The organism is Microbacterium sp. NPDC055665, assembly GCF_053618035.1.
In genome coordinates this window covers 847,630-866,456 of record NZ_JBSHGY010000001.1, presented here as the reverse complement: position 1 = coordinate 866,456, position 18,827 = coordinate 847,630, and the positions used below count along the sequence as shown (strand labels likewise).

General features: G+C 69.9%; 17 protein-coding genes. 9 read left to right on the top strand and 8 right to left on the bottom strand.

Features of this window, described 5'->3' with window-relative positions; translation table 11 throughout:
- Positions 1-27: 27 nt before the first annotated feature.
- The 3 genes from ACWGO6_RS04165 to ACWGO6_RS04155 are packed head-to-tail and all read right to left on the bottom strand — an operon-like array spanning position 28 to position 3,625.
- Entirely contained in the window at positions 28-1,479 is a 1,452-nt protein-coding gene (locus ACWGO6_RS04165) for a dihydrolipoamide acetyltransferase family protein (RefSeq protein ID WP_452325912.1), read from the bottom strand.
- Entirely contained in the window at positions 1,476-2,504 is a 1,029-nt protein-coding gene (locus ACWGO6_RS04160) for an alpha-ketoacid dehydrogenase subunit beta (RefSeq protein WP_452325911.1), read from the bottom strand. Before ACWGO6_RS04160 ends, ACWGO6_RS04165 begins: the two co-directional genes overlap by 4 nt.
- Positions 2,501-3,625: a thiamine pyrophosphate-dependent enzyme gene (locus tag ACWGO6_RS04155; RefSeq protein WP_452325910.1), complete on the bottom strand. Its 1,125-nt coding sequence runs from the start codon at positions 3,623-3,625 to the stop codon at positions 2,501-2,503. The genes ACWGO6_RS04160 and ACWGO6_RS04155 overlap by 4 nt, the downstream gene beginning before the upstream one ends.
- A gap of 152 nt (positions 3,626-3,777) precedes the next feature.
- Between ACWGO6_RS04155 and ACWGO6_RS04150 the strand changes: the two genes are divergently transcribed.
- Both ACWGO6_RS04150 and ACWGO6_RS04145 read left to right on the top strand, forming a co-directional pair.
- Positions 3,778-4,215 (top strand): Lrp/AsnC family transcriptional regulator, encoded by a 438-nt coding sequence (locus ACWGO6_RS04150; RefSeq protein ID WP_452325909.1) that lies wholly within the window; start codon positions 3,778-3,780, stop codon positions 4,213-4,215.
- Positions 4,216-4,466: 251 nt separating this feature from the next.
- Complete coding sequence (locus ACWGO6_RS04145; RefSeq protein ID WP_452325908.1) at positions 4,467-6,128, top strand: DUF222 domain-containing protein; 1,662 nt, start codon at positions 4,467-4,469, stop codon at positions 6,126-6,128.
- Positions 6,129-6,243: 115 nt separating this feature from the next.
- Here the strand turns inward: ACWGO6_RS04145 and ACWGO6_RS04140 are convergent, their stop codons facing one another.
- Genes ACWGO6_RS04140 through ACWGO6_RS04130 form a run of 3 tightly spaced genes read right to left on the bottom strand, consistent with a single transcriptional unit; the run spans position 6,244 to position 7,700 of the window.
- On the bottom strand, positions 6,244-6,648 hold the full coding sequence (locus ACWGO6_RS04140) for a DUF202 domain-containing protein (protein WP_452325907.1): 405 nt from the start codon (positions 6,646-6,648) through the stop codon (positions 6,244-6,246).
- The gene (locus ACWGO6_RS04135; protein WP_452325906.1) at positions 6,645-7,001 is read right to left on the bottom strand and encodes a YidH family protein; all 357 of its coding nucleotides are present in this window, start codon (positions 6,999-7,001) and stop codon (positions 6,645-6,647) included. Before ACWGO6_RS04135 ends, ACWGO6_RS04140 begins: the two co-directional genes overlap by 4 nt.
- A 48-nt stretch (positions 7,002-7,049) precedes the next feature.
- A complete protein-coding gene (locus tag ACWGO6_RS04130) occupies positions 7,050-7,700 on the bottom strand; it encodes an HAD-IA family hydrolase (protein WP_452325905.1) in 651 nt (216 codons plus the stop codon).
- A gap of 93 nt (positions 7,701-7,793) precedes the next feature.
- Here ACWGO6_RS04130 and ACWGO6_RS04125 point away from each other — a divergent pair, with 93 nt between their 5' ends.
- Positions 7,794-8,933, top strand: coding sequence for a DUF998 domain-containing protein (locus ACWGO6_RS04125; RefSeq protein WP_452325904.1), 1,140 nt, complete (start codon positions 7,794-7,796; stop codon positions 8,931-8,933).
- A gap of 27 nt (positions 8,934-8,960) precedes the next feature.
- Here the strand turns inward: ACWGO6_RS04125 and ACWGO6_RS04120 are convergent, their stop codons facing one another.
- Positions 8,961-9,818, bottom strand: coding sequence for a MurR/RpiR family transcriptional regulator (locus ACWGO6_RS04120; protein ID WP_452325903.1), 858 nt, complete (start codon positions 9,816-9,818; stop codon positions 8,961-8,963).
- Positions 9,819-9,947: 129 nt separating this feature from the next.
- On the opposite strand from ACWGO6_RS04120, the gene ACWGO6_RS04115 reads away from it, so the two are divergent.
- The 5 genes from ACWGO6_RS04115 (at position 9,948) to ACWGO6_RS04095 (ending at position 15,203) form a co-directional block, all read left to right on the top strand.
- Positions 9,948-10,841: an N-acetylglucosamine kinase gene (locus ACWGO6_RS04115; protein WP_452325902.1), complete on the top strand. Its 894-nt coding sequence runs from the start codon at positions 9,948-9,950 to the stop codon at positions 10,839-10,841.
- Positions 10,831-11,763: an N-acetylmuramic acid 6-phosphate etherase gene (murQ, locus tag ACWGO6_RS04110; RefSeq protein WP_452325901.1), complete on the top strand. Its 933-nt coding sequence runs from the start codon at positions 10,831-10,833 to the stop codon at positions 11,761-11,763. Before ACWGO6_RS04115 ends, murQ begins: the two co-directional genes overlap by 11 nt.
- 87 nt (positions 11,764-11,850) lie before the next feature.
- On the top strand, positions 11,851-12,516 hold the full coding sequence (locus ACWGO6_RS04105; protein ID WP_136043464.1) for an SDR family oxidoreductase: 666 nt from the start codon (positions 11,851-11,853) through the stop codon (positions 12,514-12,516).
- Positions 12,517-12,666: 150 nt separating this feature from the next.
- Positions 12,667-14,115 carry a glyceraldehyde-3-phosphate dehydrogenase gene (locus ACWGO6_RS04100; RefSeq protein ID WP_136043465.1) on the top strand — a complete coding sequence of 483 codons (1,449 nt, stop codon included), beginning with the start codon at positions 12,667-12,669 and terminating at the stop codon, positions 14,113-14,115.
- A 41-nt stretch (positions 14,116-14,156) separates the two neighbouring features.
- Positions 14,157-15,203: a winged helix DNA-binding domain-containing protein gene (locus ACWGO6_RS04095; protein WP_452325900.1), complete on the top strand. Its 1,047-nt coding sequence runs from the start codon at positions 14,157-14,159 to the stop codon at positions 15,201-15,203.
- Positions 15,204-15,236: 33 nt separating this feature from the next.
- Here the strand turns inward: ACWGO6_RS04095 and ACWGO6_RS04090 are convergent, their stop codons facing one another.
- The gene (locus ACWGO6_RS04090) at positions 15,237-16,679 is read right to left on the bottom strand and encodes an XRE family transcriptional regulator (protein ID WP_136043467.1); all 1,443 of its coding nucleotides are present in this window, start codon (positions 16,677-16,679) and stop codon (positions 15,237-15,239) included.
- Between the two features lie 112 nt (positions 16,680-16,791).
- On the opposite strand from ACWGO6_RS04090, the gene ACWGO6_RS04085 reads away from it, so the two are divergent.
- Entirely contained in the window at positions 16,792-18,654 is a 1,863-nt protein-coding gene (locus ACWGO6_RS04085) for a phosphoenolpyruvate carboxykinase (GTP) (RefSeq protein ID WP_205820406.1), read from the top strand.
- Positions 18,655-18,827 lie beyond the last annotated feature (173 nt).

Sequence of the window (18,827 nt, the reverse complement as noted above, 5' to 3'; positions counted from 1 at the left end):
GATGCCCGCCCGGGGGACGCGGTGGTGTCAGACCCGCCCGAAGGCACGCAGCGGATTCTCGATGAGCTCGGTGACGCGCCGCAGGAACCCCGCCACATATCCGCCGTCGCACACGCGATGGTCGAACGCGAGTGAGAGCTGGACGATACGACGGGCGACGATCGCGCCGTCGACGACCCACGGCCGCTCGATGATCCGGCCGATGCCGAGGATCGCGACATCCGGGTGGTTGATGATCGCCGCGGAGCCGTCGACGCCCAGCCCGCCGTAGTTGTTGAGCGTGAAGGTCGACCCGCGCAGGCGCTCGGGAGGCATCGTGCCGGCCCTGGCCGTGGCGGCGAGTTCGCGCAGTGCCGCGTCGAGCTGCTCCACGGTGAGGGCGTGCGCACGGGGGACGACGGGGACCAGGAGACCGCGCTCGGTGTCGGCGGCGATTCCGAGGTTCACGCCGTCGAACGAGATCAGCTCTTCACCGCTGTCGTCGAGTCGCGAGGCGAGCACCGGGTAGTCCTCGAGGGCGAGCAGCACGAAGCGCGCGAGCAGTGCCGTGATCGAGGGGGCCTTGCCGCCCGCCGGCGCCATCTGCGCGCGGAGATCCCACAGCGACGTGGCGTCGACGTCGACCCAGACGGTCGCCTCGGGGATCTCGGTTCGACTGCGCGTCAGCTTCGCGCTGACCGCGCGCCGCAGCGGCGACATGCGCTCTCGGGAGACGACGTCGAGTCCGTCGACCGACTCTCCGGTCCCGTTCGCGGCACGGTGATGCGCGGCGGCGCCGTCGACGGCGTTCTCGACCGCGGCTTGCAGCACGTCGGCGCGGGTGATCGCCCCGTCGGGGCCGGTCGCCGTGATCGTGTGCACGTCGAGCCCCAGGTCGCGTGCCAGACGACGGACGAGAGGGGAGCGCACGGCCACCGGGCGGCGGACGGATGCTGCACCGGCGGAGGTCGCGGCGGGGTCGACGGCGGCGGCCCTCGGTGCCGGTGCCGGTGCCGGTGCCGGTGCCGGTGCTGCTACGGTCGGGCGGTCGGCTCGGACCGGCGTGGCGGCCGGGCGGCGACGCCCCTTCGTCGTGTGCGCCGTGGTGCCGTAGCCGATCAGCACGTTCCCCGATCCGGCGCGTTCCTCCTCGCGGTACGCCTCGTGCTCGGGGGTGCTCGATGCCGCGGCCCCCGCGGAATCCGGAGTCGTACCCTCCGTACCCGCCTCCGATGTCGATCCGGGGTCGGCCACCTCGAGCACCGGCGCGCCGACATCGATCGTGTCCCCGGCGGTGCCGTGCAGGGCGGTGACGACGCCGGCGAACGGCGACGGCAGCTCCACCACGCTCTTCGCGGTCTCGACCTCGGCGATCGGCTGGTCCGTCGTGATGGTGTCGCCCACTGCGACGAGCCACTGCACGAGACCCGCTTCGGTGAGTCCTTCGCCGAGGTCGGGCAGGCGGAAGATCTGCGTGGCCGGCTTCAGTGGGGCGCTCATACGTCGTCCTCCCAGTGCAGGGTGTCGATCGCATCGAGCACGCGGTCGACATCGGGCAGGTACCAATGCTCGAGCTTCGGGGGTGCGTAGGGGGTGTCGAAGCCGGTGACGCGTCGTACCGGCGCAGCGAGGTATTCGAAGCAGCGCTCGAACACGCGGGCCTGGATCTCGGAGGCGACGCTCACATATCCGGGGGCCTCGGCGATGACCACGGCGCGGCCGGTGGACTTCACCGCGGCGGTCACGGTCGCATCGTCGAAGGGGGAGAGCGAGCGCACATCGACCACCTGCACGCTGCGACCCTCCGCGGCGGCGACCTCCGCGACCTCGAGCGCGAGCGGCACCGAGGCGCCGTAGGCCAGGAGCGTCACGTCGGTGCCGTCGCGGGCGATCCGGGCGGTGCCGAGCTCCGTGGTGAGGGAGGTGTCGACTTCGCCCTTCGACCAGTACAGCTTCTTCGGCTCGAGGAAGATCACGGGGTCGGGTGAGGCGATGGCCGCGCGCAGCAGCGAGTAGGCGTCCTGCGGCGTCGACGGGCTGACGACCGTGAGGCCGGGGGTGTGGGCGTAGTACGCCTCGGACGAGTCGCAGTGGTGCTCCACGCCGCCGATGCCGCCGCCGAACGGGATGCGGATCACCAGCGGCATCCGCATCCCTCCGCGCGTGCGGTTGCCGAGCTTCGCGACATGGCTGACGACCTGCTCGAACGCCGGCAGGGCGAACGCGTCGAACTGCATCTCCACCACGGGACGCATCCCGTTCATGGCCATGCCGACCGCGGTGCCGACGATGCCGGACTCGGCCAGGGGAGTATCGAAGCACCGGCCCTCGCCGAACCGCGCGGTGAGTCCGTCGGTGATGCGGAAGACGCCGCCGAGCGCCCCCACGTCCTCGCCGAAGACGACCACATCCGGGTCTGACTCGATGGCATCCGCGAGTGCTCTGTTCAACGCGGCCGCCATGGTCATGGTCGTCGCAGCGGCGGCCTCGACCTCGGCGCGGGTGTCGTCGTGTGCGATCGTCATCGGTGGCCTCCGTTCGGGGTGGTCCCTGCGCCCGCGTCGGCGAGGCGCGAGCGTTCGATCTCGTCGCGCAGCAGGTGCCATTGCTCGTCGAGCTGCGGCGAGCGTGTCGCGGTGACGAAGCGGAACAGATCCTCCGGGTCGAGGTCGGCGTCGGTGTTCAGCGCAGTCCGCATCGCGACGGCGATCTCTTCGGCTCCGGAGGCGAACCGCTCCTCGGCGTCGGCGTCGAGGGCGCCGATGCCGGTCAGGTGGGTGCGCAGGCGCAGCAGCGGGTCACGGGCGATCCAGGCCTGCACCTCGTCGCGCTCCCGGTAGCGGGTGTCGTCGTCGGCGTTGGTGTGCGCCTGCATCCGGTAGGTGTGCGCCTCGATGAGGGAGGGGCCGCCGCCGGCGCGGGCGCGGTTCACCGCCTCGCCGAGCACGGCGAGCACGGCGGCGACGTCGTTCCCGTCGACGCGCTGTCCCGGCATCCCGTAACCGATCGCCTTGTGGGCGAGAGAGGGAGCCGCGGTCTGCCGTGAGAGCGGCACCGAGATCGCGAACCCGTTGTTCTGCACGAAGAAGACGACCGGCACCTGGAAGACGGCGGCGAAGTTCATCGCCTCGTGGAAGTCGCCCTCGCTGGTGGCGCCGTCGCCGCACAGCGCGAGCACGACCGTGTCCTCGCCGCGATGCTTGGCCGCCTGCGCGAAGCCGACCGCGTGCAGCAGCTGGGTGGCGAGGGGAGTGGCCTGCGGTGCGACCCGGTGGGCACGCACGTCGTAGCCCGAGTGCCAGTCGCCCTTGAGGAGCACCATCGCATCGGCGGGTTCGACTCCGCGCGCGATGACGGCGACCGAGTCGCGATAGGTCGGGAACAGCCAGTCCGTGTCTCCGAGCACCATGGCGGCGGCGATCTGGCACGCTTCCTGGCCGTGCGAAGACGGGTAGACGGCGAGGCGTCCTTGACGGACGAGCGCGCCGGCCTGGTCGTTGATCCTCCGGCCCTCGACGAGTCCGCGATAGGCGGCCAGCAGGGTCGCGCTGCCGGGGAGTGCGTAGTGCTCGTCCACGACAGGCTGTCCGTCCGCGTCGATCAATTGCACCGCGGTGTCTCGCGGAAGCATGTCGGTGTGCAGCATGCGTTCGCCCTCCTTGCCGAACTCGATGGGGACAGCATGCCCCTGTCTGCGACAGTCATCCAAGATCATCCGCGAAATACTGGATGAACGAGCGACTCGTGGGGCATTCTTGATCGAAGTGTCAGAGTTTCTGGCTCGAGGAGAGGGGTGCCATGGCTGCGCTGGACGACACCGACCGAGCGATCATCGAAGAGCTGCGCCGCGACGGTCGCTCATCGATGACGGCGATCGCGGATGCCGTGCACATCTCGCGCGCCGGTGCGCACGCGAGGATCAAGCGCCTCACGGATGCGGGTGTCATCACGGGCTACACGGTGCGCACGGATCCCGTACTGCTCGGGCACCATGCGAGTGCCTACGTGACCCTCGCCATCGAACAGGCGACCTGGCAGGCCGTGAGCGACCGGCTGCGCGCGATCCCCGAGATCGAGCACATGGCCCTCGTCGGCGGCGACTTCGACGTGATCCTGCTGGTGCGCGCCAACGACGCCCGCGACCTGCGTCGCATCGTGCTCGAAGACATCCAAGCGATCCCTTCGATCCGCTCGACCCGGACCACGCTGATCTTCGAGGACTACACGCGGGACTGAAGGGGGGCTCGGGCGGGTTTCGCGGGGTGGGATCTGTGGGGTGGGTTCTGCGGGGCTGGGTTCTGTGGGGCTGGTTCTGCGGGATGGTTCTGCGGGGTGGGTTCTGCGGGATGGTTCTGCGAGGAGTGTGGAGAAGTGCTCTGGCGGTGTTTCTGTGGAGGGCGTGACGGTGGTTCGCGTGTTTCGGAATATTGCTCTGAACGGGGGTTATTCGGGGTTCGAATGTCGGTGGCCCTCGGTTGACTGGGGGTATGAACAACCCCGTGGAGGTGCTGGACCGGGTCGTCGCCGACCTGGATTCGGTGCTGCGCGCGGACGTGATCGCGGCGCTGAGTGACGACGCGAAGATGGAGCTGTTGCGGGTCGCGGGGGAGGTGCAGCGGCGGGTGGATGCGGTGGTTGTGGAGACGGTCGCGTCGGTGGATGGGCGTCCGGCGGGGTCGGGGGAGCTGGCGTTCTGCGGGCGGTTCGGGTGTCGCACGGTGAACGAGTTGCTGCAGCGGGTGCTGCGCACCGACGGCCCGGGTGCGGCCCGGGTGGTGAAGGCTGCGAAAGCGGTGCGGCGGGAGGTGGAGTTGTCGTCCGGGGCGTGGTTGCCGGCGCGGTGGCCGGCGTTGCGGGAGGCGTTGCTGGACGGGACGATCGGGGTGGCGGGGCTGTTGGCGGCGATCGGGCCGATCGAGCAGGCCGGGTCCCGGATCGGGACCGCGGACCGGTTGCGGGCGGACGCGGAGTTGGCCGCATACGCGCGAGGAGTCTCTGTTGCTGACCCGGACACGGGTGCGGACACGGATGCGGACACGGATGCGGACACGGACGCGGGGGTCGGGGATGTTGCGCCGGCGGCGACGCCGGAGGATCTGCGGTTGTTGGCGCAGGTGATCGTGCAGTACCTCGACCCGGACGGTGCGGAACCGGCGGAGGACATCGCGATGCGGGCACGGGGTCTGGCCCTCGGGCGGGCGAAAGACGGGGTGATCCCGATCCGGGGACGGTTGCTGCCGGAAGTCGCAGGACAGTTGCAGCGCCTGTTCGACGCGTACCTGAACCCGAAAGTCGACGGACCACCCGTCCCCGGGGTCGCGTTCCGGCCCTCGGACGAGACCGACACCGACACCGGGACCGACGCCGGGACCGACGCCGGGATCGGCACCGGGACCGGGACCGGCGCCGAAGCCAGCATTGACACCGAGGTCGGCGCGGGCGAGACCAGAGGGCTGGACGATGATGTCCTCCCGTCCGGTGACCCGGGGCGGATGATCGACCCGCGTTCCCGGTCGCAGAAGCAGCACGACACCCTCGCCGCGATCCTCGGCATCGCCGCCCGCCACGACGACACCCCACGCCTCGGCGGTGGGGCCCCCACCCTGGTCGTGTCCGTCACCGCCGACGACTACACCACCGGGCACGGGTGGGCGCACATCGACGGCATCGACACCCCCGTCTCCCCCCGTGTCGCCGCACACACCGCGTGCGCGGGCGGCGTGCAACGAGTGCTGTTCGACCCGAACGGGCGCATCATCGGCATCAGCACCACCGACCGGATCTTCACCGCCCACCGACGCCGCGCGATCACCCTCCGCGACCGCGAATGCCTCATCCCCGGCTGCCACGTCCCCGCAACCTGGTGCGAGATCCACCACGTCCACGAACACGCCAGAGGTGGACCCACCCACACCGACAACGGCGTCGCCCTCTGCTGGCACCACCACCGCACCCTCACCACCTCCGGATGGGAAATCCGCATGATGGACGGCACACCACACGTCCGCGGACCCGCCTGGTGGGACCCCACCCGACAATGGCGCACACCACGACCAGCAGCGCGACGACCCGCGACGCGACGACCTGCGACGCGACCGACGACGACCTCGTCGCGACACGACGGGCGCTCTTTTCCGTTGCGGGTGTGACGCCAGGGTGCCGGTATGAAGGGGGAGGGCGAAGCGTCCTCGGATCGCGGCAAACACCTAACCCACGGGAGGGTTGAAGTGACGGCCGTCGCCCTCCGACCCTTCGCAACGCGATCTAGGGAACGAGAAGTGACACCGCGACGATGGCGAGGGACACGAGACCGAAGCCAGTGGCGAGCATCGTGAAGGCGAGAAGCATCCCGCCTCCGGGCATCGCCGCGCCCGAGGGACCCGGCGGTGTCGAGCGTTCCGGGGGTGTCGAGGACTGCAGCGCGCCGGTCGTCTGCAGCTGTCGGCGTCGGGCGGCCACCCAGAAGGCGCACGCGGCGCCGATACCGATCACACCCGGCGCGAACCCCCACGCTGCGGCGTCGGAGGGCAGCAGGAGGGGGAAGATCCGCAGCGACACGACGGAGCCGATCGCGATCGCGAGCGCAGTCCGTCGCCACGCGAGTTCGGTCCGTTCCGGCTGCAGTCCCGGGTCGAACGGCCCCTGGGCGGTCTGCCCCTGATCGGTCACCGCCAGAGCACTCCGGCCAGCACCAGCAGACCCACGACCGTCACGACGACTGCCAACACGATCGCCGAGAAGGCTCCCGGGAGCGGGCGTGACTGCCGCAGGGCCCGCTCGGCACGCATCCACTCCCACCAGGCGAGTGGAGCGACCGCCGTGCCTGCGAGCATGAGCAGAAGCGAGGCGGCGAGGCGGAACCCGGCATGCAGGTCGAGCCCCAGGACTTCGAGAGCGACGCCACCCGCGATCAGCGCGAGCCCGGTGCGCGTCCAGGCCAGGAACGTCCGCTCGTTCGCCAGGGAGAAACGCGGATCGGGTTCTTCGCCGATGCCGTACACCGAGGCGGGGAAACGTCGCATCGCCTCATCGTAGCGGCCGACGTGCGGCGGTCGAGGGAGGGATTCTCGTCAGGAGATCGTGATCTCGAACCCGTTCGCGGTGGGGGCCACGGCCACCTGGGAGAGGTCCGTCACCAGGACCGTCGGGTTGTGCGCCGCGGCGTGCTTCCCGACCCCGACGACCCGCATGCCGGCTGCGAGACCCGCCTGGATCCCCGCGCCCGAGTCCTCGAACACGATGCAGTCGGCAGGGTCGATCCCCAGCAGACCCGCAGCGCGGACGAACCCCTCCGGATCGGGCTTGGAGGCGGACACGTCTTCCGCGGTCACGCGACGCTCGGGGACAGTGAGCCCAGCCGCCTGCATCCGCGCAGTCATGAGAGCCACGTTGGCGGAGGTGACGATCGCGTGCGGGAACGGCTGCAGAGCCTCGAGCAGCGCGCGCGCACCCGGGATCTCGATCACCCCGTCGACATCGCCGGCCTCGGTGGCGAGCATGATCTCGTTCTCGTGGAGATTGATGGCGTGGTCGCGGTCGGGCAGCATGATCGCCATGCTCTGGTGGCCCTGTCGGCCGTGCACGACACGGAGCACCGTCTCGGGATCGATGCCGTGCGGCTCCGCCCAGGCGAGCCAGAGCCGCTCCACGACAGCAGTCGAATCGACCAGGGTCCCATCCATGTCGAGAAGGACGGCGCGGGCGGCGAGAGTCTGAGGCACCTATCCAGGCTAGTGCGGGCCGGTTGCGACACCGCCGACTTCTATGATGTGGACCGGGAGGCTCGGATGATGAATGCGCTCGCGACGAGAGTCATGAGGGTCCTGCGGCAGGTGCGGGGTCCAGAGACAGCGGATGCCGTCTTCGAGGCGACCGCATTGATCGTCGGCGCGGGCTTCCTCGTGATCGGCTTCGTCATCGCGCTCCCTGTGTTCTGGGGCCACGAGCTGGCGATCAGCGGCAGCGGTTCGATCGGTGTCTTCGCCGCGTTCGGCGGGGCGATCACCGCGGCCGTCTCCTTCGCGCTCGGGCGCATAGCGGTGCGGCCGGAACAGGTCGATCCGGGCGCCGTCCGCGACGGCTTCAGCGTGCCGGGCGACCGACTGCGTTGGTACGACCTCGCCGCCATCGCCTTCGCGCACGCGGCGATCGCCTACCTCGGCTGGCTCGGCGTCGCTGAGCTGCTCGAGCGGAGTTTCACGGATGCGCCGGTGTTCCCCTTTCCCGGCGCGGTGCTGGTGGCGGTCGCCTCCGCCCTCACCGGCTACGTCTCCTTTCTCAGCGCTGTCGCCCTGACCCCGATGGTCCTCTCTCTGGTGCTCGCGGTCTTCCTGGTGGTCGGTGCATTCGCCAGCATGCTCGCCTCCAGCGACGTGCACTGGTGGCGCGACAATCTGTCGGCGCTCGGGATGAGCAGCAACAGCTCGTCGGTCGCCTTCAACGCGACGCTGATCATCGCCGGTGTCATGGTGACGACCATCGCCCGCTACGCGACAGCCGGACTCCCCGCAACCGACCCCGCCGACCGCCGTGGACGGTTCCTCGTGCGCGGAGGTCTGATCCTCTTGGGGATCTTCCTCGCCTGCGTCGGGCTGTTCCCCGTCGACGAGTTCTTCCTCCTGCACAACACCGTCGCCACGGGCATGACCGTCGTCTTCGGAGTGATCGTGGTGGGGCTGCCGTGGTTCCTGCCCAGCATCCCGAAGGTGTTCGTGGGTTTCGGCTGGGCCTTCGTGCTGGTGATCATCCTGCTCGCCGCGTTCTTCGCGGTGGGCTACTACAACCTCACAGCGGTCGAACTCATCGCCGCGGTGCTGATCTTCAGCTGGATCATCGTGTTCCTGCGGACGGCGGGCTCGATCGGAACATCGTCGCCCGAGCCGTCCTCGGCATCCGCGTCGACTCCGTCGGCCGGAGCGGTGTCGGCCGCTGCGCCCGCGGCCGCAGCGGATTGACGTACGCTTCGCAATCGCGCTGAGGCGTCAGTCGCGCAGCTCCTGCATCGCCTCGTGCGTGCGTCGCAGGGCATCGACGGTCTCGTGGAACCGCCGTTTGGCGACCCCGACGAAGAGACAGTCGACGAGCGTGAGCTGTGCGATGCGACTCACCATCGCACCCGCGCGGAACGTCGATTCCCGCACTTCGGTGAACAGGGCGTGATCGGCCGCCCGGGCGAGTGGCGAGTCCTTCGCCGAGGTCACCGCGATCGTCGCCGCACCGTGCGTGCGTGCGGTGTCCAGGAACCGCACGGTCTCGATCGTCGCGCCGGAGTGCGAGAACCCGATCGCGACCGTGGGCGCCGTCTGCAGCACGGTGGCGGCGACGGCCTCGTGCGGGTCGGCGAGGACATGGGCGTTGCGCCCGACGCGCAGCAGCTTGTGGGCGAGGTCTTCCGCGACGAACTGGCTGGCGCCGATCCCGTAGAGGAGGACGCGGTCGGCGCCGTCGATCGCGGTGATCGCTGCTTCGAGCGCGCCGAAGTCGAGCCGGGCGACGGTCTCCTCGATCGCGAGCAGTTCGAGTGCGGCAAGCTTCGACACCGCCTCCTGAAGCGTGTCCTCATCGGAGATCTCGGACCCGAAGGCGCCCCGTGCGGAGAACTGGGCAGCCTCCTTGCCGAGTTCGGTCGCCAGGGCCATCCGCAACGCGGCGTAGCCGGCGAAACCGATCGCCCGGCAGAAGCGGACCACGGATGCCACCGACGTCCGGCACTCCTGGGCCAGCTCGTTGATCGTCATGTCGATCACGATCGACGGGTTCTCGCGGATCGCTGCCGCGATGCGGGAGAGCGAAGGCGGCAGCGTCGAGGCAGCGGCTTCGATGGTCGATTGGATGCTCACACGGCCCTCCGGTCGTACGTTTTCCGAGATGTCTCGAGAGTGCGGCGGGGTGGTAAATTCTTTCCGGTGAGTCTACTTCGTATGTAGTCTCTTTCCATAGCTCTGCGACCGCGTCCGTGAGGAGAACCGATGCCCGTCCATCCGATCGCGTCCGTCGATCTCGGCAAATCCCGCTGCCGCATCACGATCACGGGCGACGGTGGACGGATCGAAAGATCAGGCGTCGGAGCGCCCGGTCTCGCGGCGGCCGGCGGCGTCAGCGCATCGTTCGAGGCGATCATGCCCCTGCTCGAGGGGAGTTCCGGCCTGGGATGCATCGGCGTCGGTGCCGCCGGGGCCTGGCTCGCGCCCGAAGCCGCCCGTGAGCTGGCCGAACGACTCGCCGTCGCGACCGGCGCCCGCACCGTCGTGGCCTCCGATGCGGTCACCGCCCACGTGGGAGCGCTCGACGGCGGGACGGGTGTGCTGCTCATCGCGGGAACCGGCGCGGCCGCGCTCGGCATCGACGACGGTGCACGACTCATCGACGGCTGGGGACCCGAACTGGGCGACCTCGGCAGCGGTTCCTGGCTCGGACGCGAGGCGCTGCGTGCGGTGCTGCGCGCCGCTGACGGGCTCGCGGCGCAGACCGGCCTCACCGAGGCGATCAACGGTCCGGTCGGAGCCGTGTCGGACATCCAGGAGTGGATCGCCCGGAGTGAGCCGTTGCCGCGGCGCCTCGCGACGCTGGCCCCTCTCGTGCTCGACGCCGCGGAGGCCGGCGATCCCGTCGCCCATCAGATCGCGACGGAAGCCGTGCGCCTGCTCACCGCCACGGCCGTCGCGGCCTCCACGCTGACCAGCGATGTCGCGCTGCACGGCGGCCTCACTGACCACGCCTGGTTCCGTGACTCCCTCGTCTCCTCCCTGCACGCTGCCGGCCGCCGGGTCGTCCCCGCCACCGGCGATGCTCTCGACGGCGCGCTGCTGCTTGCCCGCCGCACCGACCTCCCTCACGAAAGGTTCGTCCACCGTGCCGAATGACTCGCGCCTCGCCTCCCTCCTCTCCGTGCTCGAGGGCCTCGACACGGAGGCGTCGACGACGGAGCGGGGAGATCTGGACCTGTTGGACACGGCCGAGCTCGTGCGTCGGATGAACGCCGAAGATCGGCGGGTGCCCGAGGGCGTCGCCGAGCGCACGGACGAGATCGCCGCGGTGGTCGACGCCATCACCGAGCGATTCCGACGTGGCGGTCGACTGATCTATATCGGTGCAGGCACAGCAGGCCGCATCGGCGTGCTGGATGCCAGCGAGTGCCCGCCCACCTTCGGCACGGATCCCTCGATGGTGGTCGGGCTGATCGCGGGCGGCGAGACCGCGATCCGCTCGGCCGTGGAGAACGCGGAGGACGATGAGGCCGCCGCAGGGGAGTCGCTGCGTGAGCTCGGACTCTCCGTCGATGACACGGTGGTCGGCATCTCGGCTTCCGGACGCACTCCGTACGTGGTCGGCGGCCTGAACTACGCCCGTAGCGTCGGCGCGTTCACGGCGGCGATCGCCTCGAACGCGCACTCCGAGATCGGGGCGGTGGCCGACGTCGCCATCGAGGTCGTGACCGGGCCCGAGTTCATCTCCGGGTCCACGCGACTCAAGGCCGGCACCGCGCAGAAGCTCGTGGTGAACATGCTCACGACCCTGTCGATGATCAAGCTCGGCAAGACCTACCGCGGGGTGATGGTGGATCTGCTCGCCACGAACGAGAAGCTCCACGCGCGCTCCATCCGCACGGTGTCGCAGCTCGCGGGTGTCGACATCGACGTCGCGGCCGCCGCGCTGCAGGGGGCCGACGGCTCGGTCAAGCGGGCCCTGCTGATGCTGGCGGTCGACGCCACCCCGCAGGAGGCGGCAGCTGCGCTCGACGAGGCCGACGGCGTGCTGCGCGACGCGATCGCCGCTCTCGCCTGACTCGGTGCGATCGCGGCCGTCGTGGTGTGCCTCGGCACGTGAGCGAGCCCCGCTGACGCGCTGCCGGTGGTCCGATAGCGTGACGGGATGCCCCTCGCTCTGATCACCGGCGCCGCCCGCGCGAACAGCATCGCCGCCGGCATCGTCCCCCGCTTGCGCGCAGCCGGCTGGACCGTCGTGACGAGCGACCTCCGCGACGCCGACCATCCCGCCGACCTGTCCACCCCGGAAGGGCCGGAAGCTCTGGTCGCCGAGGTCGTGGCCGCGCACGGCCCGATCTCCGCGCTCATCCTCAGCCATGCGCACGACGTGCAATCCGGCATCCTCGACACCACGGCCGAGAGCTTCGACCTGCACGTCGCCGTGAACGCACGGGCCAGCCTGCTGCTGATCGCGGCCTTCGCGCGGCAGGTGAGCGAGGACGGGGGAGTGATCCTGGCCCTCACCAGCGATCACGTGACGGGAAACCTCCCGTACGGCGCATCGAAGGGCGCTCTCGACCGTCTGGTCATCTCGGCAGCCCGCGAGCTGGGTCCGCGCGGCATCTCGGCGAACGTGCTGAATCCCGGACCCATCGACACCGGGTGGATGGACGACGAGACGCGCACGAGCCTGGGCGGCATGACGCCGCTCGGACGGCTCGGACAGCCCGCCGACGTAGCCGCGGTGGTGGAGTTCCTCGTGTCGGACGAGGGCCGCTGGATCTCGGGACAGCTGCTGAAATCGGACGGGGCGTTCTCGGCGCAGTACTGACCGAGCGCGCTCGGCACGCCTCGCGTCAACGCGCGCGCCGCCGATTCGGCTCGTCATCTCGCGGCTTGTACGCTGGTGGCATCCCCCGATCCACCCGGCACATTCGCGCGCCGGCGATCTCGGCGCGCGCTCACACATGCAAGGATGCAGATGAACGATTCCGCGGCACACCGCGACGACTGGGCTGAGAGCGAAGAGCTGGCGGAGCGGATGATCCCGCTCATCGGGGCGCTTCGACGCGAACACGATGTGGTCACCTCGCTGCACGGGCACCGACTGCTCGGACTCTCGGCGACGGGATTGGTCGAGGTGCACGAGCGCGTCGCGCAGCTCGGACACGAGCGCCTCCCCATCGAAGACACACTCGCCGTGCTGGAGGCGATCCACGCGCTCGCTCCCGGTGCCTCGTCCCTCGATGTCGCGCGCCTCGTCGCCGGGCACGCCGAGAGCGACCAGCCGCTGGATGCCTACCTCGCCGAGGAGCTCGCACCCGCCATGGGAGCCGTCGCCGCCGAGCCCACCGATGTGGTGCTGTACGGCTTCGGACGCATCGGGCGCCTCCTCGCCCGCATTCTCATCGCCCACACCGGCGGCGGCAGCGGACTGCGGCTGCGCGCCATCGTCGTCCGCCGCGGTGCGGAGAACGACCTCGCGAAGCGCGCCTCGCTGCTGCTGCGCGATTCGGTGCACGGCCGCTTCGCCGGCTCCGTCACCGTCGACGAGGAGGCCGAGCAGATCATCGCGAATGGCACCCGCATCCAGGTGATCTACTCCGACGACCCGGCATCCATCGACTACACCGCCCACGGCATCCAGGATGCGATCGTGGTCGACAACACCGGACGCTGGCGCGACGAAGAGGGCCTCTCGCAGCACCTGCGCTCGAGGGGCGTGGCCCGCGTGCTGCTCACCGCCCCGGGGAAGAGCCCGCTCAAGAACATCGTGCACGGCATCAACGACGAGACGATCGCCGACTCCGACCGCATCCTCTCCGCGGCCTCCTGCACGACGAACGCCATCACCCCGGTGCTCGCCGCGATCGACGAGGCGTACGGCGTGGTCAAGGGGCACGTCGAGACGGTCCACTCGTTCACGAACGACCAGAACCTGATCGACAACTTCCACAAGGGCGACCGCCGCGGCCGCTCGGCGGTGCTCAACATGGTCATCACCGAGACCGGAGCCGCGAAGGCCGTCGCGAAGGCGCTGCCGCAGCTGGAGGGCAAGCTCACCGGCAGCTCGATCCGCGTGCCCACCCCCGACGTGTCGCTCGCAGTGCTGCACCTGACCATCGAGCGCCCGGCGACGAAGGACCAGGTCAACGACTACCTGCGCCGGGTCTCGCTGCACTCGAAGCTGCGCCAGCAGATCGACTACGTCGAGAGCCCCGACGTCGTCTCCACCGACTTCGTCGGCTCGCACCGCGCCGGCATCGTCGACGGCCTCGCCACGATCGCCGACGAGGACACCCTGATCCTCTACGTCTGGTACGACAACGAGTTCGGCTACTCGTGCCAGGTGATCCGCGTGCTCGAGGTCATGGCGGGGTCGCACCCGATCGTGCTGCCGGAGCGTCGTGAGGTGACGCTGCAGGGCTGAGGCTCCTGCGCCGCGTCGGTGGCGCCCGGCATGATGGGGGCATGAAGACCGCGCCCCTGCTCGCCGAGCGCCTCCGATCGCATCGTCTGAGCGCACCCACGCGCACGGTGACGGATGCGGCGCACCACATGCTCGCGGTGCAGAGTCAGGACTTCACCGCGGGCCGCTGGGCGCTCGCCGCGCGCACCCGAGGACAGGTGCGACTCCGGGATGTCGATCGCGCCTTCGATCGCGGCGACCTGGTGCGGGGCTGGACGATGCGCGGAACACTGCACACCGTCCCGGCGCGTGACCTCGGCTGGATGCTCGAAGTCACCGCCGCCCGACAGCGGCAGCAGGCGGTCTCCCGTCACCGCCAGCTGGGCATCGATGACGATATGGTCGCGACGGCGGCGCGCGCGCTGACGCCGCAGCTGCGCGACGGCGGCCGCACGCGCGCCGAAGTGTTCGAGATCCTCGAGGGCGTCGGAATCGACCCCACGGGGCAGCGCGGCATCCACCTGCTCTTCACCCTCACGATCGACGGCCTCATCTGTCAGGGGCCCGTCGCGACGCGGTCGGGCATCACGAGGGACCAGCGGTTCGTGCTGGTCGAAGAGCACATCCGCGAGCACACGCGTCCGGCAGACCCGCTCGCCGAGCTGTTCGTGCGGTACATCGACGGACACGGACCGGCGGGTGTCACCGACTTCGCCTGGTGGTCCGGACTCACTCTCGGTCAGTCACGCGAGGCGGTCGAGCGCGCGGCGGGTCGGGTCGATGAGGTGGACGAGGGGCTGTTCGTGTCGCTCCAGCGCCCGCGGCGCGCGACAGGCGCGGCGACGGTCCACGCCCTCCCCGCGTTCGACGAGTACTACATCTCCTACGCCGACCGCACGACCGTGTGCGCACCCGAGCACCTCGCCATCGTCGGACCGGGCAAGAACGGCATGGTGCGGGCCACGATCGTCGAGCAGGGACGCGTCATCGGATGCTGGACGCACGCGAGCGCGACCCGCGACGCGCCACCGGAGCTGTTCGTGCAACCCGCAGATCCGACAGCCGTCGAGGCCGCGCTGGCGCGCTTCGCCCACTTCACCGGCGACTGAGCGCGCCGCCGGTGACGGAGCGCGAGTCCGCGGCTACTCGCTCGCGTGCCGACCGAGGAAGTTGTAGACCTCGTTGTCGTCGACGCCGGGGAACGCGCCGCGGGGGAGAGGCGAGAACATGTGCGTGTGCACGCGGGCGCTCGGCCACGCCTTGCCGTTCCAGCGCTCGGTGAGTTCGGCCGAGGGTCGCCGGCAGCACGACTCGTCTGGGCAGGTCGACACGGCGCGATCGCTGGTCTCGCGGCCGCGCCACCAGCGGGCGTCGTCGAACGGCACGCCGACCGTGATGGAGAACTCCCCCTCACTCGACGAGCCGGTCTGCGTCGAGCACCAGAACGTGCCGGAGGGCGTGTCGGTGTACTGGTGGTGCTCCGTGGTGCGGTTCTGCTGTGTGAACGCGGCACGCGCCTGGAATTTGCGGCACACCCGCTGTCCCTCCACCGCGCCGGTCACGTCCATCGGCAGCGGCAGGCCGTCGTTCTCGTACACGCGGGTGATCGCGCCCGTGGCGTCCACGCGGAGAAAGTGCAGAGACATCCCGAGGTGCTGCGTGAGCAGGTTCGTCATGCGCATGCCCGCACCTTCGTGCGTCACGCCGAATGCGTCGCGGAAATCCTCGACCGCGAGGTTGCGATCCTTCTTTGCCTGCTGCAGGAACGCGACGGCGGCCGTCTCCGGCATCAGGCAGCACGCGGCGAAGTAGTTGATCTCGAGTCGCTGCTGGAGGAAATCGGCGTAGTCGGTCGGCGGTGTGTGCCCGAGGTAGCGGTGCGCCATGGCCTGCAGTGCCATCGAGCGCAGGCCGTGTCCGCCGGGGATCGACGCCGGCGGCAGGTAGATGCGCCCGTTCTCGAGGTCGGTGACCGATCGGGTGGAATGCGGCAGGTCGTTCACGTAGATCAGTTCGAAGCCGAGCTTCTCGGCCATGATGCTCACCGTGCGGTGGGTGAGCGCGCCCTGCACGTGTCCTGCGGCCTTCAGGTGCTTCTCGGCGAGCTTCTCGATCTCGGGGAGGTAGTTGTTCTGCGCGCGCATGCGCAGCCGCATCTCGGTGTTCGCTCGCCGCGCCTCCTCCGGGGTGGCGATGGCTTCGCGCTCGCGGCGCTGCAGTTCGCGGTGCAGTCCGAGGACCGACTCGATCGTCTCGTCGCTCATGCCCTTGGTCACGCGCACCGGCGCGACGCCGAGCTGGCGGAAGACCGGGCTCTCCTGTGCGCGCTCGAGCTCGATCTCGAGGGCGGCGCGACGGTTCGGCGGCTCACCCGAGATGAGGTCGGTCACTTCGGTGCTCGTGGCGTGCGCGATCGCCTGCAGCAGCGACAGCTTGGGTTCGCGCTTGCCGTTCTCGATCAGGCTCAGCTGTGATCCGGCGACGCCGACGAGTGCGCCGAGCTCGTCGAGGGTGAACCCCTTCTCCAGCCGGTGGTGTCGGATGCGGTGGCCGAGAGTCGTGAGGTGAATGCCGGAGGACGCCATTCCTTGAGTGTAGCGAAAGAATCGTGGTTCTTATCGCCCGATTCGTCCGAAAGTCCGGCCGGAAGCGGAAGAAGATAGGTGCAACGCCCCACAGTTCAAAGGAGCACACGTCATGGCCTTCGCCGAAGTCTTCACCCCCCGCACGTCTCCCGTCGCACCGACGCGTACGTTCGGCGCGGCTCCGACGTATGACACCCCCGCCATGGCCGAGCTGGCCGCGTGGGTCGAGGAGATCCGCGCGCTCACCCAGCCCGACTCCGTGCACTGGGTCGACGGCTCCCGCGCCGAGAACGACTGGCTGCTGCGCGGCCTGGTCGACGAGGGCAAGCTCATCAAGCTCAACCCCGAGTGGCGTCCCGGCTCCTACCTCGCCCGCTCACACCCCAGCGACGTGGCCCGCACCGAGGGGCGCACCTTCATCGCCTCCGAGCGCGAAGAGGATGCCGGCCCCACGAACAACTGGGCGGACCCCGCCGAGATGCACACCAAGATGGACGAGATCTTCGAGGGTTCGATGCGCGGGCGCACGATGTACGTCGTGCCGTTCTCGATGGGACGCGTCGGCGGCCCGCTCTCGCACATCGGCGTGCAGATCACCGACAGCGCCTACGCGGTCGCCTCGATCGGCATCATGACCCGCGTCGGCGACGCCGTCACGCGTCAGATCGCCGAGGGCGCGCCCTGGGTCAAGACGGTGCACACGGTCGGCGCCCCTCTCGGCCCGGGCGAGCAGGATGCCGAGTGGCCCTGCAACGACGACAAGTACATCGTGCACTTCCCCGAGACGCTCGAGGTGTACTCCTACGGTTCGGGCTACGGCGGCAACGCGATCCTCGCCAAGAAGTGCTTCGCCTTGCGCATCGCCTCGGTCATCGCCCGTGACGAGGGCTGGCTCGCCGAGCACATGCTGCTCATCCGCGTGATCGACCCGCAGGGCAAGGCCTACCACGTCGCTGCGGCGTTCCCCTCGGCGTGCGGCAAGACGAACCTCGCCATGCTCAGCCCCACCATCCCCGGGTGGAAGGTCGAGACCCTCGGCGACGACATCGCCTGGATCCGTCCGGGCGAAGACGGTCGCCTGTGGGCGATCAACCCCGAGGCCGGCTTCTTCGGTGTCGCCCCCGGCACCGGCGAGTCGACCAACGTCACCGCGGTCGAGACGCTGTGGGGAAACACGATCTTCACCAACGTCGCGCTCCGCCCCGACGGCGACGTGTGGTGGGAGGGTCTGACCGACGAGGCTCCCGCGAACCTGGTCGACTGGGAGGGCAACGACTGGACGCCCGACTCCGGTCGTCCGGCCGCGCACCCCAACTCCCGCTTCACGGTGTCGGCGGCGCAGTGCCCGCAGATCTCCGACGACTGGGAAGAGGCCGTGCCGCTCGATGTCATCCTCTTCGGCGGGCGCCGCGCCAGCAACGTCCCGCTCGTCGTCGAGGCCACTGACTGGACGCATGGCGTCTTCCTCGGTTCGAACATCTCGTCCGAGCGCACCGCTGCTGCCGAGGGCACGGTCGGTGAGCTCCGCCGCGACCCGTTCGCGATGCTCCCGTTCTGCGGCTACAACATGGCCGACTACTTCGGTCACTGGCTGAAGGTCGGTCGTGGTCTGCGCTTCGACCGGGCGCCGCGCATCTTCCAGGTGAACTGGTTCCGCCGCGGTGACGACGGCCGGTTCCTGTGGCCCGGCTTCGGCGACAACTCGCGCGTCGTCGACTGGATCATCCGCCGCATCGCCGGCGACGTGCCCGCGGTCGACAGCCCGATCGGACGCCTGCCGCGCGTGGAAGACCTCAACCTCGACGGGCTCGACATCCCCGCCGCCGACCTCGACGAGCTGTTCGCCGTCGATGCCGAGGCGTGGCAGACCGAGGCCGACCTGACCGAGGAGTTCTACGACACCTTCGGCGACAAGGTTCCGGCGGCGCTGCGCGCCGAGCTGGCCTCGCTGCGCTACCGCCTCGCGAAGGCGTAACCCCCAGACCGGTGCCGGTTCGGGGGAGCCGGCACCCTCACACCCGCGAAGGCGGGACATCAGAGACGAACCCATGGCTGAGTGGTCTCCGACGTCCCGCCTTCGTGTTGCGTGTGCTCCGCCCCATCGCCGAGACCCCGCTTTGTCGCCGACACCCCGTGTTGCTGCGGTGA